Genomic DNA, 13,339 nt, shown 5'->3' on the forward strand with positions numbered 1-13,339 from the left:
GACGGCGGCTCCTCGCGTTGCGCCAGGCGCCGGCGTCACTTGCACTCCTCCCGGGTGAGTGCCAGAATCGCTGTTGGCACTCGCTCCAGTCGAGTGCCAACGACGGAATTCCCCTGACGTCCGGGAGGGACGAAGAACACACATGGCCAAGATCATTGCTTTTGACGAAGAAGCCCGCCGCGGCCTCGAGCGTGGACTCAACACCCTGGCCGATGCGGTCAAGGTGACCCTCGGCCCGCGCGGCCGCAACGTCGTGCTCGAGAAGAAGTGGGGAGCCCCCACCATCACGAACGACGGCGTCTCGATCGCCAAGGAGATCGAGCTCGACGAGCCGTACGAGAAGATCGGCGCCGAGCTCGTCAAGGAGGTCGCCAAGAAGACCGACGACGTCGCCGGCGACGGCACCACCACCGCGACCGTCCTCGCCCAGGCGCTCGTCCGCGAGGGCCTGCGCAACGTCGCGGCCGGCGCCGACCCGATCAGCCTGAAGAAGGGCATCGAGAAGGCCGTCAAGGCCGTCACCGCCGAGCTCGTCGCCGGCGCCAAGGCGATCGAGACCAAGGAGGAGATCGCGGCCACGGCCTCCATCTCCGCCGCGGACCCCGAGATCGGCGCGATCATCGCCGAGGCGATCGACAAGGTCGGCAAGGAGGGCGTCGTCACCGTCGAGGAGTCGAACACCTTCGGCACCGAGCTCGAGCTGACCGAGGGCATGCGCTTCGACAAGGGCTACCTGTCGCAGTACTTCGTCACGGACCCCGACCGCCAGGAGGCCGTGTTCGAGGACCCGTACATCCTGATCGTCAACTCCAAGGTCTCGAACATCAAGGACCTCCTCCCCGTCGTCGACAAGGTGATCCAGGCGGGCAAGCAGCTGCTGATCATCGCCGAGGACGTCGACGGCGAGGCGCTGGCGACCCTGGTCGTCAACAAGATCCGCGGCATCTTCAAGTCGGTCGCCGTCAAGGCCCCCGGCTTCGGCGACCGTCGCAAGGCGCAGCTCCAGGACATCGCGATCCTCACCGGCGGCCAGGTCATCTCCGAGGAGGTCGGCCTCAAGCTCGAGAACGTCACCCTCGACCTGCTCGGCTCGGCCCGCAAGGTCGTCATCACCAAGGACGAGACCACGATCGTCGAGGGTGCCGGCGACGCCGAGGCCATCGCCGGTCGCGTCGCGCAGATCCGCGGCGAGATCGAGAACACCGACAGCGACTACGACCGCGAGAAGCTCCAGGAGCGTCTCGCGAAGCTCGCCGGAGGCGTCGCGGTCATCAAGGCCGGAGCTGCGACCGAGGTCGAGCTCAAGGAGCGCAAGCACCGCATTGAGGACGCCGTCCGCAACGCGAAGGCCGCCGTCGAGGAGGGCATCGTCGCCGGTGGTGGCGTCGCCCTCATCCAGGCCGGCAAGCTCGCATTCGAGAAGCTCGAGCTCGTCGGAGACGAGGCGACCGGCGCGAACATCGTCAAGGTCGCCATCGACGCGCCGCTCAAGCAGATCGCGCTGAACGCCGGTCTCGAGCCGGGTGTCGTCGCCGCCAAGGTCCGCGAGCTGCCCACCGGACACGGCCTCAACGCCGCGACCGGCGAGTACGTCGACCTGATCGCCGCCGGCATCATCGACCCGGTCAAGGTCACGCGCTCCGCTCTGCAGAACGCGGCCTCGATCGCCGGTCTGTTCCTCACCACGGAGGCCGTCGTCGCCGACAAGCCCGAGCGGAACCCCGTCGCCGCAGGCGGAGACCCCACGGGTGGCATGGACTTCTAGTCCGACCCGAACCACGCAGAAGGCGGTTCCCCTCCGGGGGGAGCCGCCTTCGGCGTTCCCGGGCGGCGTCCTCGGCCCGCAGACGGTCGAGGACGCCGCCGGCGGGTCAGAACGCGAACAGGCGCGCGTTGGCCTCCTCGGTCTCCGCGTACTGCTGCCCCGCCGTCCCCAGGGCGAGCGCGATCGACTCGAGCCCGTCGTCGACCTGCCCCTGCGTGGTCCGCCAGAGGCCGACCACTCCCTGGAACGCGGTCGAGGCCTGCCCCGTCCACGAGCTCTCGAGGCCGGTGAGCAGGCCGAGCATGCCGGCCACCTCGGCGCGGATGCGGTCCGCGGAGCCGTGGATCGAGCCGCTCGCGGTGCTGATCGCGTCGATGTCGGTCTGGAAATGGGTCATGTCAGGTCCTCTCACTCGTCCGCGCAGTTCGGCGCGTGGGAGAGAACCTAGGGCGGACCGCGTCGGCCGCGCGGGCGGTCAGGCCGCAGCTGGGGACGGATCGCCGTCCGGGTCGACGGTGAGGAGAGGCAGGGCGACCCGGAAGGTGGCGCCGCCGCCCGGAGTCTCGACGACGTCGACACGGCCCTTGTGCGCCGCGACGATGGAGGAGACGATGGCGAGCCCCAGGCCGCTGCCGCCGGTCTCGCGGGTGCGCGAGGTGTCGGCGCGCCAGAAGCGCTGGAAGATCTTCTCCCGGATCTGCGGCGGGATGCCCTCGCCGTGGTCGATGACCTCGAGGAACGCCAGCCTCCGCGCGCGGTCGACGGCGACGCCGACCTCGATCGGGGTGTCCTCGGGGGTGTAGCGGACGGCGTTGCCGATCAGGTTGGTCAGCACCTGGCGGATCTTGTTCTCCTCCGCCATCACGAGAGCCGGGACGCCGACCTGCTCGGGCTCGGGGGCGGTGCCCGCCGCGAGGTCCTCGGCCGGGACACGGCGCGGGCGGCGGCGGAAGCGCGCCAGGCGTGCACCGGCGGCCGCGATCGGTCCGGTGAGCCCGGCGGCGGCCGGAACCTCCATGGTCTGGGTCGCGGTGCCGGACGGCTCGTCCATCTCGAGCGCGGGCGTCTCGACGGGGGTGTCGTCGCGGGTCTCGACGCCGAAGTCGCGGTCGGGCCAGGAGGCCATGGCGTCCATTGCGGCGTCGCGGGCGAGCGGCATCAGGTCGACGGGGGAGAGGGCGAGCGGCTTGGTCTCGTCGAGGCGGGCGAGCTCGAGGAGGTCCTCGACGAGGCCGCCCATCCGGATCGCCTCCTTCTCGATGCGCTCCATCGCCTGGCCGACCGCCTCGGGCGTCTGCAGCGCGCCCATCCGATAGAGCTCGGCGTAGCCGCGGACGGAGACGAGGGGGGTGCGCAGCTCGTGGCTCGCGTCGCCGACGAAGCGGCGCATCTGGTCGATGGTGCGGGCGCGGTCGCGGAAGGCGCTGTCGATGCGCACCAGCATCGCGTTCAGCGAGCGGTTGAGGCGGCCGACCTCGGTGTTGGGCGTGGTGCCGTCCAGGCGCTGGCTGAAGTCGCCGTCGGCGATCGCGGCGGCGGTCTGCTCGACCTGGCGCAGGGGAGCGAACGTCGTGGTGACGAGCAGGCGCGTCAGCATCGCGCCGATGACGACGATCGCGACGCCGAACCCGAGGAAGATCGTCAGGTAGATCGTCATGATGTTGTCGATGTCGCGCGTCGACGTGGCGAGCAGCAGCGTCTGGTAGTCGTTCCCGCGGGAGTACACCGTCGAGACGGCGTGGTACTCGATCCGGTCGTTGACGCTCATCAGCGCCTTCGGCTCGCTGGAGGCGCTCAGGGCGTCCTCGATCGAGTAGCGCGAGGGGAAGGCGGGGTCGGTGCCCTGCCCGGCGTTCGAGTAGACGAGCTTCCCCGAGGAGTCGTACACGGCGCCGTAGTAGTCGTCCGACTCGGAGAACTGCGAGACCCCCTGGGCGGAGAGGTCGGTCGCCACCTTCTGCACCTTGTCGGCCAGCTGCGCGTCGAGCTGAGCGACGAGCTGCGGCTTCAGCATCGTCATCGTGCCGATGCCGGACACCAGCAGGCCGAGCGTCAGCAGGAGGACGGTGACGGCCGTGATCTTCGTGCGCAGCGAGATGGAGTTCCACCGCTCGGCCAGACCCTGGTGCATGGCGGTGGAACTCCCTCGAAGTCGTGCGGGCGCCCGCCCCCTCACGGGGCCGGCGCCGGGGCGGCGGAGGTCAGACCTTCGCGACCTTCAGCATGTATCCGAATCCTCGCTTGGTCTGGATGAGCGATTCCTCCGAATGCGTGTCGAGCTTACGTCGCAGGTACGAGATGTAGGACTCGACGATGCCCGCATCGCCGTTGAAGTCGTACTCCCAGACGTGATCGAGGATCTGCGCCTTGCTGAGCACCCGGTTGGGGTTGAGCATCAGGTAGCGCAGCAGCTTGAACTCGGTCGGGCTCAGCTCGACCGGCTCGTCGCCCACGAGGACCTCGTGCGTGTCCTGGTCCATCGTGAGCTCGCCGGCGCGGATGACCGCGTCCTCCTCGGCGTGCATCGTGCGGCGGAGGATCGCCTTGATGCGCGCCACGATCTCGTCGAGGCTGAACGGCTTGGTGACGTAGTCGTCGCCGCCGACGGTGAGACCGGTGATCTTGTCCTCGGTGTCGTCCTTCGCCGTGAGGAAGAGGATCGGCGAGGTGTAGCCGGCGGACCGCAGGCGCTTGGTGACGCCGAAGCCGTTCATGTCCGGCAGCATCACGTCGAGGATGATGAGGTCCGGCTCCTCCTCGAGGACTGCGGAGATCGCCTGAGCGCCGTTGCCCACTGCGCGCACGGCGAAGCCGGCGAAGCGGAGGCTCGTGGTGAGCAGGTCGCGGATGTTGGGCTCGTCGTCGACGATGAGAATGCGGGGTCCGTCCATGCGGACAGTATCTGCGCGTGGCCTGGATGAAGTCTGGGAGTCGCGTGACCGGTTGCTCGTCGAGGGCTCGGCGCGGCCGGAGAGGTCTCCGCTAGGAGGAACGGCGGCGGCGGACGCCGACCACGAGCATCGCGATCATCATCAGGAAGGCGATCGGCAGGCCGACGAGCGGCAGCGCGAGGACGAACTGCCAGAGGCTCCCGCTGTAGTCGCGGACGCCCATCATCGGCGCCACCAGGACGGCGATGAACGCGATCACCGTCACGACGATGATCGCGACGAACATGTAGGCGAGCACGCGCTCCGCGCGTCCGATGCCCGCGGGCTGCTGTGGCTTCACGGGTCAAGGATAGGGCGGGTGCCGTCCTCTAAACTGATGGCTGCTTCATTTCCAGGAGGGGTTCTGCATGCCTACCGGCAAGGTCAAGTTCTACGACGAGGAGAAGGGCTTCGGCTTCATCAGCACTGATGACGGCCAGGAGGTCTTCCTGCACGCTTCCGCGCTGCCCTCCGGGACCGCGGTCAAGGCCGGCACCCGCCTCGAGTTCGGCATCGCCGACGGCAAGCGCGGTGCGCAGGCTCTCTCGGCCCGCATCATCGACACCCCGCCCAGCATGGTCAAGCTCAGCCGCAAGTCGGCCGACGACATGTCCGTGATCGTCGAGGACACGGTCAAGCTGCTCGACGGCATCGGCACCGGCCTCAAGCGCGGCCGCTACCCCGACAAGGCCCACGGGCGCACCATCGCGACGCTGCTGCGCCGGGTCGCGGACGAGCTCGATGCCTGACGCCGGCGAGACGACCGGCGATCCGTCGCCCGAGAACGACGAGACTCCGGGCACCGGGTCCGAGGCCCCGACCGAGGGTCCCGTGGACTCGCAGGACGGCGTCCCGGCGTCGCGCACCTCCGCGCCGGCGGTCTGGAGCGACGAGATCGACGAGGAGGACGAGGACGACTCCGACGAGGACTCCGACTCCGAGTCCGACGACGGAGGAGAGTCGGACGCCGGGTCCGCAGTGGCCGCCGGAGAGCCGGAGCCCGCGCCCGTGTACGAGCTCGACGCCGTCCTCGCCGCCTCGGAGGACCGAGCGCGCGAGGCGCTCCTCGACATCACGACCGCCGACACGATCGGCGACCTGGTCGCGACGCTCGCCCAGGGCGAGCACGTGGTCTCGCTGCAGTTCACGAACCTGATGCGCGGATACCCGGGCTGGCTCTGGACGGCGACGCTGTCGAGGATCGACGAGTCCGAGGACGTCAACGTCCTCGAGGTCGAGCTGCTGCCGGGCGAGGGCTCCGTGCTCGCGCCCGACTGGGTGCCGTGGTCGGTCCGGCTCGCGGACTACCGCGCGGCGCAGGACGCCAGCGGTGAGCGCGACGAGACCGAGGACGACGAGTACGACGACGACACCGTCGTGGACGGCGACGCGGCGGAGCCTGACGAGGACGAGATCCTCGACGACGACGACGAGGCGGACGACGACGACGTCCCGGACGACGAGGACTCGGACGACGACGACTCCGACGAGGAGGACTCGGACGACGACGACGACACCGACGACGAGGACTCGGACGAGGACGACTCGGACGGCGAGGACGCCGGCGCCGAGGACGGGTCGGGAGCCTCGGCCGCCGGTCGACGCGGCGGCAGCGGTCGCGGACGCCGACGCCGCCGCCGGTGAGGATCCGGTCGAGCGGGGACGCCCTCGCTCGGCCACGGCGCCGGCCGCGCGCGCGGACGCCGGTGGATCAGCGGCGGTTGCGGCTGTAGAACAAGCCGATCGTGCCGAGCACGACGCCGATCACGACGGTCGACAGGACGAGCGGCGGCACGGTCGCGCCGGCCGCCGCGGCGATCAGCACGCCGACGAGGGCGAGCACCCAGACGATGCAGCCCACGAGGAGCGCCGTCGCGTCGTCGGAGGCGTAGGGCGGGGGAGCGGGGCGGCGCTCGTCCGAACGGAGCCAGAGCCTCATCCCGCGCCTCCCCGTTCCCCGGTCGCTCAGTCGGCCAGGCGCTCGACGACGTGGTCGATGCAGCCGAGCAGCGAGCGGACGTCGTCCGGCTCGATGGCGACGAAGGTCGCCACGCGGAGCTGGTTGCGGCCGAGCTTGCGGTACGGCTCGGTGTCGACGATGCCGTTCGCGCGCAGGATCTTCGCGATCAGCGCGGCGTCGACGGAGGCGTCGAAGTCGACGGTGGCGACGACCTGCGAGCGGTGCTCGGGCACCTCGACGAACGGGGTCGCGACCGGCGAGGCCTCGGCCCAGTCGTAGATCGCCGACGAGGACTCGAGGGTGCGCGCCGACGCCCAGGCCAGTCCGCCGCTCTCGTTCATCCACTGGAGCTGCGACTCCATCAGCAGCAGCGTGGAGAGGGCGGGGGTGTTCAGCGTCTGGTTCAGGCGCGAGTTGTCGACGGCGTTCTGCAGGCTGAGGAACTCGGGGATGTAGCGGCCGCTCGCCGCGATCCGCTCGATCCGCTCGATCGCGGCCGGCGAGAAGAGGCCGAACCACAGTCCGCCGTCGGAGGCGAAGTTCTTCTGCGGGGCGAAGTAGTAGACGTCGGCCTCGGCCGCGTCGAAGTCGATGCCGCCGGCGGCGCTGGTCGCGTCGATCACCGTGAGGGCGCCCTCGTCGCCGTGCACGCGGCGGACGGGCGCCATGACGCCGGTGGAGGTCTCGTTGTGCGGCCAGGCGTAGACGTCGACGCCCTCGAGGATCTCGACCTCGCTCCGCGAGCCGGCCTGGGCCGAGACGACATGCGCGGGCTCGAGGAACGGCGCGGAGGCCGCCTTCGCGAACTTCTGGCCGAACTCGCCGAAGGTGAGGTTCTCGGCGCGGCGGTCGATCAGCGAGAAGGCTGCCGCGTCCCAGAAGGCGGTGGAGCCGCCGTTGCCGAGCAGGACCTCGTAGCCCTCGGGGATGCGGAAGAGCGTCGCGAGGTGCTCGCGCACGGACCCGACCAGGTTCTTGACCGGAGCCTGCCGGTGCGAGGTGCCGAGGAGGTGCGCGCCCTGCGTCGCGAGGTGCGCGAGCTGGTCGTGCCGCACCTTGGACGGGCCGCAGCCGAACCGTCCGTCGTGGGGGAGGAGCTCGCGAGGAATGGTGACGTCCGGCATGCGTTAATACTAGGGTTCCCGGCCCGCCCCGCCTTCGACCATCGGAGGCCCTGCGCCCTGCCCCGTCGCCGATGACGGGACACGGTGCCCAGTAAGGTTGTGCGCGCTGAGACCGGAAGGCTGAGATGACGGATCTGATCGACACGACCGAGATGTACCTGCGCACCATCCTGGAGCTGGAGGAGGAGAACATCATCCCCCTCCGGGCCCGCATCTCCGAGCGGCTCAGCCACTCGGGCCCCACCGTCTCGCAGACCGTCGGCCGGATGGAGCGCGACGGCCTCGTCGTCGTCTCCGGCGACCGCCACCTCGAGCTGACCGGCGACGGACGCCGCAAGGCGATCCACGTCATGCGCAAGCACCGCCTCGCCGAGCGCCTCCTCCACGACGTCATCAAGCTCGACTGGGAGTTCGTGCACGAGGAGGCCTGCCGCTGGGAGCACGTGATGAGCGAGCAGGTGGAGCGCCGCCTCCTCGAGATGCTCGACCACCCCACCGAGTCGCCCTACGGCAACCCGATCCCGGGGCTCGACGAGCTGGGGGACACCCCGGCGTCGCGCTTCGCGGACGGCGTCATCAGCATCCCCCGCTTCGTCGCCGGCTCGGCCGAGCCGCAGCGCGGCACCGTGCGCCGGCTCGGCGAGCCCGCGCAGGTCGACCCGGAGCTGCTGCTTCAGCTCAAGCAGGCCGGCGTCGTCCCCGGGGCCGAGGGCGAGTTCTCGGCGCTCAACGGCTACGTGCTCGTGCGCATCGACGGCGCGGAGGCGGGCATCGAGCTGCCCAACGAGGTCGCTGCGCACATCTTCCTCGTCAGCTGAACGTCCGCTCCACGCGCACTACAGCATCGGAGGGTCGGAGCGGGACACGATCTCGTCTCCGGTTGGTGACAAATCGGTAACGGTCGCTTACGCTCTGTGGAGCCCTGCGCCCGAACCCCGGTCGCGAGGCGCGGGGTCCGACGTCCCTTCCCGTCTCGGACTCCGTGAACGCCGATGCTTCGCGCACTCGAGACGGGACAGCTGCCTGGGCTGGCGGGACGTCGGAGGTCCTCCCCCTTGCCCCAGAACCCCACCACCCCTTCCGGTTCCCCCGACCGGTTCCGCTCCACCCACCCGGACAGCCCCCGCAACGCGTCCTCCTTCGAGAACCGTCCGCCGGTGATCCGCGCCCGCTACACCGACGAGGCGCCCGTCGCCCGCCGGGCCGTGCCGACGGCGCCGTCGCGCCAGGCCGACGTCACCGACTTCGTCCCGACGCCGGCCGGCTCGCCGCGCAAGCGCAGCCGCGGCCGCACGATCGGCAAGGTCGCCATCGTCGGATTCGCCGGAGCGCTCGTAGCAACCATGGCGCTGCCCGCCTACGCCTTCTCGCCCGGCACCGAGAGCGACGGGCTGTTCGCCGCCTCGCAGGCCGACCTTCTGCGACAGGGCGACGCGCAGACCGTCGCCGTCGCCGGGGGAGTGGTCCAGGCGGCGATCGCCCGCGACGGCTTCACCGCCGAGGCCGCGCCGCCGCCGCCCGAGCCGGAGCCGGAGCCGGTCGTCGAGCCCGTCGTCGACACCACCGACGTCGCCGAGGCCCGCGCCGAGACCGCGGAGAGCTTCAACTCCTACGAGGGCGCCTCGGCCAGCGAGCTCGCGGCGAGCGCGCCGAGCACGAGCTACAGCCTCTCCGCCGTCTTCAATACGGCGCTGCAGTACCAGGGCGTGCCCTACGTCTTCGGCGGCGCGGACCCGAGCGGCTTCGACTGCTCCGGTCTCGTCATGTACGTCTTCGCGCAGTACGGCATCTCGATGCCGCACTCGGCCGCGGGTCAGGCGGCCATGGGCACGCAGATCCCGGTGTCGGAGGCGCAGCCCGGCGACCTGGTGATCATGCCCGGCCACGACGGCTTCTACGCGGGCAACGGCAACATCCTGCACGCGCCGTACGAGGGCGCGAGCGTCCGCGTGCAGCCGATCTGGACGAGCAACTACACGATCGTCCGCATCTCCGGCTGACGCGCTCCGCGTCCGCTCGGCTCGAGAGCCCGTCCCCTCACCGGGGCGGGCTCTTCCGCGTTCCCGGCAGTGCCGGCCCGCCGCCCACCGTGTGAACTGCGCATGACGAAATCCCCGGTTCCTCTGGTGTTCCGGGCGCGAAGGGTTAATCTGAACCTCAGTCCGCTCGCGTGGCGAGCGGAGCGATTCGTCGAGGGACGGAGTGCCGGGATGGCCGAGCGGAACGGGCACCACTGCGTGGGGCTGCGTTCGCGCGTGCGGCGGACCGACGCGATCCGGGCGGGGATCCTCCTCGCCGCACTCCACTCCGCCGACACTCGGATACGGCACCACGTCACCGTGCGGCTCTGCGCCGCGGCCTCGAAGGGCGCCGTCGTCACGACGGCGCCCTTTCGCGTGGTCGCGGCGCCTCCGTGCGGCGGCGTGCGACAGCACGGAGGTCACTGATGCGCACACTCGTCCTCAACGCCGGCTACGAGCCGCTGGCGGTGGTGTCGTTCAAGCGGGCGCTGGTGCTGCTGATGACCGAGAAGGCGATGATCATCGTCGCCGACGAGGAGCACCCGGTGCACGGAGCGACCGGCGACTACGTCCGGCCCTCGGTGATCGTGCTGACGCGCTACGTCCGCATCCCGAGCTCGCGGAGCGTGCCGGTCTCGCGCCGCGGGGTGCTGCGGCGCGACAACCACCGCTGCGGCTACTGCGGCCAGCACGCCAACACGATCGACCACATCCAGCCGAAGTCGCGGGGCGGTCGGGACACCTGGGAGAACCTCGTCGCCTGCTGCCACCGCTGCAACAACGTCAAGAGCGACCGGACGCCGCTCGAGATGGGCTGGCAGCTGCGCTCCGTGCCGCGGATGCCGCGCGCCGGCTCCTGGCTCGTGCGCGGTGCCGAGCGCACCCAGCCCGAGTGGGACGACTACCTGACGGCTGCGGCGGCCTGACCCCCGCCGCGAGATGCCACTTGTGCACGCCCGACACGGCGTGTCGCGTGCACAAGTGGCATCTCGCGGAGTGCGGGGCTACTCGTTGTCGCCGCCAGTGGCCTCGGAGGCGTTGCCGGAGCGGGAGCCGGACCAGGTCCAGTTCGCGACCTCGGGGGTGTCCTCGCCGTGCTCGCGGGTGTAGGCGCGGGCGCGGATCCGGGCGTCCTGCATCTCCTGGCGGAGGCCCGCCGCCTTCGCGCCGAGGCCGGGGGTGCGGTCGATGACGTCCATCACCAGTGAGTAGCGGTCGAGGTCGTTGAGCATCACCATGTCGAACGGCGTGGTCGTCGTGCCGTTCTCCTTGTAGCCGCGGACGTGCAGGTTGCCGTGGCCGGTGCGCTTGTAGGTCAGGCGGTGGATCAGCCACGGGTAGCCGTGGTACGCGAAGATCACCGGGCGGTCGGGCGTGAAGACCGCGTCGAACTCGCGGTCCGAGAGGCCGTGCGGGTGCTCGGACTCGGACATCAGCCGCATCAGGTCGACGACGTTGACAGTGCGGATCGCGAGGTCGGGCAGCGCCTCGCGGAGGATGCTGACGGCCGCGAGGGTCTCCAGGGTCGGGACGTCGCCGGCGCAGGCCATCACCACGTCGGGCGACTCGCCGCGGCGCTCGCTGCTCGCCCACTCCAGGATGCCGAGGCCGCGGGTGCAGTGCGCCACCGCCTCCGCCATGGTGAGCCAGGCGGGAGCGGGCTGCTTGCCGGCGACGACGACGTTGACGTAGTCGACGCTGCGCAGGCAGTGGTCGTAGACCGAGAGCAGCGTGTTCGCGTCGAACGGCAGGTAGACGCGGACCACCTCCGGCTTCTTGTTGACCACGTGGTCGATGAAGCCCGGGTCCTGGTGGCTGAAGCCGTTGTGGTCCTGGCGCCAGACGTGGCTGGAGAGCAGGTAGTTGAGGCTCGCGATCGGGCGGCGCCACTCGATGTCGCGGGTGCCGTCCAGCCACTTCGCGTGCTGGTTGAACATCGAGTCGATGATGTGGATGAAGGCCTCGTAGCAGGTGAAGAGCCCGTGCCGGCCGGTGAGCAGGTAGCCCTCGAGCCAGCCCTGGCACTGGTGCTCGGAGAGCACCTCCATCACGCGGCCGGCACGGGCGAGGTGGTCGTCGAGCGGGCTGAGCTCGGCGTTCCACTGCTTGTCGGTCGCGGCGTAGACGCTCTGCAGGCGGTTGCTGGCGACCTCGTCGGGGCCGAAGATCCGGAAGTTCGTCGGGTTCTCGCGGACGACGTCGGCGAGCCACTCGCCGAGCACCTTCGTCGCCTCCGCGACGGTGCCGCCCGGCTCGTGCACGACGACCTCGTAGCGGCGGAAGTCCGGCAGCCGGAGGGTCTGACGCAGCAGACCGCCGTTGGCGTGCGGCGTCGCGCTCATCCGCAGCTCGCCCTCGGGAGCGAGCGAGCGGACACGGTCGGAGATCCCGCCCTCCCCGGTGAAGAGCTCCTCGGGCCGGTAGGAGCGCATCCAGGTCTCGAGCAGGCGGGTGTGCGCCTCGGTGTCGCGGGCGTTCGCGAGCGGGACCTGGTGGGCGCGGTAGGTGCCCTCGACCTGCACGCCGTCGATCTCGGCCGGGCAGGTCCAGCCCTTCGGGGTCTTCAGGATGATCATCGGCCAGGCGGGGCGGGAGAGGTCGCCCTCGGCGGCGCGCGCCTTGATCGCGGCGATGCGGTCGAGCACGGTGTCGAGGACCGCGGCGAAGCGCTCGTGCACGCGCATCGGGTCCTCGCCGTCGAAGCCGCCCTCGACGGTGAACGGCTCGTGGCCGTACCCGCGCATCAGGCTCTCGAGCTCCTCGTGCGGGATGCGGGCGAGGACCGTCGGGTTGGCGATCTTGAAGCCGTTGAGGTGCAGGATCGGCAGGACGACGCCGTCGGTCGCGGGGTTCACGAACTTGTTCGAGTGCCAGCTGGTGGCGAGCGGGCCGGTCTCGGCCTCGCCGTCGCCGACCACGGCGGCGACCAGCAGGTCCGGATTGTCGAAGGCGGCGCCGTAGGCGTGGCTGAGGGAGTAGCCGAGCTCGCCGCCCTCGTGGATGCTGCCGGGGGTCTCGGGGGCGGCGTGGCTCGGGATGCCGCCGGGGAAGCTGAACTGGCGGAAGAGGCGGCGCAGGCCGTCCTCGGTCTCGTCGATGTGCGAGTAGATCTCGCTGTAGGTGCCGTCGAGGTAGGCGTTGGCGACCATGCCCGGTCCGCCGTGGCCGGGGCCGGTGATGTAGAGGGTGGGCTGCTGCCGCTCGGTGATCGCGCGGTTGAGGTGCGCGTAGATCAGGTTGAGGCCGGGGGTCGTGCCCCAGTGGCCGAGCAGGCGCGGCTTGATGTGCTCCCTCGCGAGGGGCTCGCGCAGCAGCGGATTGGCGAGGAGGTAGATCTGGCCGACCGCGAGGTAGTTCGCGGCGCGCCACCAGGCATCGATCGTGTCGAGGGTGGCGGGGTCGAGCGGACTGTCGTCGCGGGCGGCCCAGACGTGCTGAGCAGCGGCGGTGGTGTGGGATGCGGCCATGCTGCAACGCTTCCAGGCGAGCGCGCGGGGCGGAAGGGCCTTGCGGGCGGCGGGGCGCCGTCCGGACGGGGC

The 13,339-nt window shown here is 70.7% G+C and carries 13 protein-coding genes; 6 read left to right on the forward strand and 7 right to left on the reverse strand.

Annotated features, from left to right (window positions below; all coding sequences use genetic code 11):
• Positions 1-142: 142 nt before the first annotated feature.
• Positions 143-1,765, forward strand: coding sequence for a chaperonin GroEL (gene groL / locus EDF17_RS03370; RefSeq protein ID WP_123445169.1), 1,623 nt, complete (start codon positions 143-145; stop codon positions 1,763-1,765).
• A gap of 106 nt (positions 1,766-1,871) precedes the next feature.
• Here the strand turns inward: groL and EDF17_RS03375 are convergent, their stop codons facing one another.
• The 4 genes from EDF17_RS03375 to EDF17_RS03390 form a co-directional block, all read right to left on the reverse strand.
• The gene (locus EDF17_RS03375; RefSeq protein WP_123445170.1) at positions 1,872-2,162 is read right to left on the reverse strand and encodes a WXG100 family type VII secretion target; all 291 of its coding nucleotides are present in this window, start codon (positions 2,160-2,162) and stop codon (positions 1,872-1,874) included.
• Between the two features lie 78 nt (positions 2,163-2,240).
• Positions 2,241-3,896 carry a HAMP domain-containing sensor histidine kinase gene (locus tag EDF17_RS03380; protein ID WP_123445171.1) on the reverse strand — a complete coding sequence of 552 codons (1,656 nt, stop codon included), beginning with the start codon at positions 3,894-3,896 and terminating at the stop codon, positions 2,241-2,243.
• 70 nt (positions 3,897-3,966) lie between these two features.
• On the reverse strand, positions 3,967-4,656 hold the full coding sequence (locus EDF17_RS03385; RefSeq protein ID WP_085475163.1) for a response regulator transcription factor: 690 nt from the start codon (positions 4,654-4,656) through the stop codon (positions 3,967-3,969).
• Between the two features lie 91 nt (positions 4,657-4,747).
• A complete protein-coding gene (locus tag EDF17_RS03390; RefSeq protein ID WP_243582849.1) occupies positions 4,748-4,996 on the reverse strand; it encodes a hypothetical protein in 249 nt (82 codons plus the stop codon).
• Positions 4,997-5,063: 67 nt separating this feature from the next.
• Here EDF17_RS03390 and EDF17_RS03395 point away from each other — a divergent pair, with 67 nt between their 5' ends.
• Both EDF17_RS03395 and EDF17_RS03400 read left to right on the forward strand, forming a co-directional pair.
• On the forward strand, positions 5,064-5,444 hold the full coding sequence (locus EDF17_RS03395) for a cold shock domain-containing protein (RefSeq protein ID WP_123445172.1): 381 nt from the start codon (positions 5,064-5,066) through the stop codon (positions 5,442-5,444).
• Positions 5,437-6,339, forward strand: a complete 903-nt coding sequence (locus tag EDF17_RS03400) for a DUF3027 domain-containing protein (protein ID WP_123445173.1) — start codon at positions 5,437-5,439, stop codon at positions 6,337-6,339. The genes EDF17_RS03395 and EDF17_RS03400 overlap by 8 nt, the downstream gene beginning before the upstream one ends.
• Positions 6,340-6,406: 67 nt before the next feature.
• Here the strand turns inward: EDF17_RS03400 and EDF17_RS03405 are convergent, their stop codons facing one another.
• Both EDF17_RS03405 and serC read right to left on the reverse strand, forming a co-directional pair.
• Positions 6,407-6,634: a DUF2530 domain-containing protein gene (locus EDF17_RS03405; RefSeq protein WP_123445174.1), complete on the reverse strand. Its 228-nt coding sequence runs from the start codon at positions 6,632-6,634 to the stop codon at positions 6,407-6,409.
• Positions 6,635-6,660: 26 nt separating this feature from the next.
• Positions 6,661-7,779 carry a phosphoserine transaminase gene (gene serC / locus EDF17_RS03410; RefSeq protein WP_123445175.1) on the reverse strand — a complete coding sequence of 373 codons (1,119 nt, stop codon included), beginning with the start codon at positions 7,777-7,779 and terminating at the stop codon, positions 6,661-6,663.
• A gap of 125 nt (positions 7,780-7,904) precedes the next feature.
• On the opposite strand from serC, the gene EDF17_RS03415 reads away from it, so the two are divergent.
• The 3 genes from EDF17_RS03415 (at position 7,905) to EDF17_RS03425 (ending at position 10,726) form a co-directional block, all read left to right on the forward strand.
• Positions 7,905-8,597, forward strand: a complete 693-nt coding sequence (locus EDF17_RS03415) for a metal-dependent transcriptional regulator (protein WP_123445176.1) — start codon at positions 7,905-7,907, stop codon at positions 8,595-8,597.
• A gap of 237 nt (positions 8,598-8,834) precedes the next feature.
• Positions 8,835-9,779, forward strand: a complete 945-nt coding sequence (locus EDF17_RS03420; protein WP_243732773.1) for a C40 family peptidase — start codon at positions 8,835-8,837, stop codon at positions 9,777-9,779.
• 446 nt (positions 9,780-10,225) lie between these two features.
• Positions 10,226-10,726, forward strand: a complete 501-nt coding sequence (locus EDF17_RS03425) for an HNH endonuclease (protein ID WP_123445178.1) — start codon at positions 10,226-10,228, stop codon at positions 10,724-10,726.
• A gap of 78 nt (positions 10,727-10,804) precedes the next feature.
• Here the strand turns inward: EDF17_RS03425 and EDF17_RS03430 are convergent, their stop codons facing one another.
• Complete coding sequence (locus tag EDF17_RS03430; protein ID WP_123445179.1) at positions 10,805-13,267, reverse strand: phosphoketolase family protein; 2,463 nt, start codon at positions 13,265-13,267, stop codon at positions 10,805-10,807.
• Positions 13,268-13,339 lie beyond the last annotated feature (72 nt).

The organism is Rathayibacter sp. PhB1 (assembly GCF_004362935.1).
GTDB lineage: Bacteria > Actinomycetota > Actinomycetes > Actinomycetales > Microbacteriaceae > Rathayibacter > Rathayibacter festucae.

Coding starts and splice junctions, on each gene's coding strand:
- EDF17_RS03395 (WP_123445172.1), top strand. CDS start 5,064: ATGCCTACCGGCAAGGTCAAGTTCTACGACGAGGAGAAGGGCTTCGGC.
- EDF17_RS03385 (WP_085475163.1), bottom strand. CDS start 4,656: ATGGACGGACCCCGCATTCTCATCGTCGACGACGAGCCCAACATCCGC.
- EDF17_RS03375 (WP_123445170.1), bottom strand. CDS start 2,162: ATGACCCATTTCCAGACCGACATCGACGCGATCAGCACCGCGAGCGGC.
- EDF17_RS03425 (WP_123445178.1), top strand. CDS start 10,226: ATGCGCACACTCGTCCTCAACGCCGGCTACGAGCCGCTGGCGGTGGTG.
- groL (WP_123445169.1), top strand. CDS start 143: ATGGCCAAGATCATTGCTTTTGACGAAGAAGCCCGCCGCGGCCTCGAG.
- EDF17_RS03430 (WP_123445179.1), bottom strand. CDS start 13,267: ATGGCCGCATCCCACACCACCGCCGCTGCTCAGCACGTCTGGGCCGCC.
- EDF17_RS03405 (WP_123445174.1), bottom strand. CDS start 6,634: ATGAGGCTCTGGCTCCGTTCGGACGAGCGCCGCCCCGCTCCCCCGCCC.
- EDF17_RS03415 (WP_123445176.1), top strand. CDS start 7,905: ATGACGGATCTGATCGACACGACCGAGATGTACCTGCGCACCATCCTG.
- serC (WP_123445175.1), bottom strand. CDS start 7,779: ATGCCGGACGTCACCATTCCTCGCGAGCTCCTCCCCCACGACGGACGG.
- EDF17_RS03400 (WP_123445173.1), top strand. CDS start 5,437: ATGCCTGACGCCGGCGAGACGACCGGCGATCCGTCGCCCGAGAACGAC.
- EDF17_RS03380 (WP_123445171.1), bottom strand. CDS start 3,896: ATGCACCAGGGTCTGGCCGAGCGGTGGAACTCCATCTCGCTGCGCACG.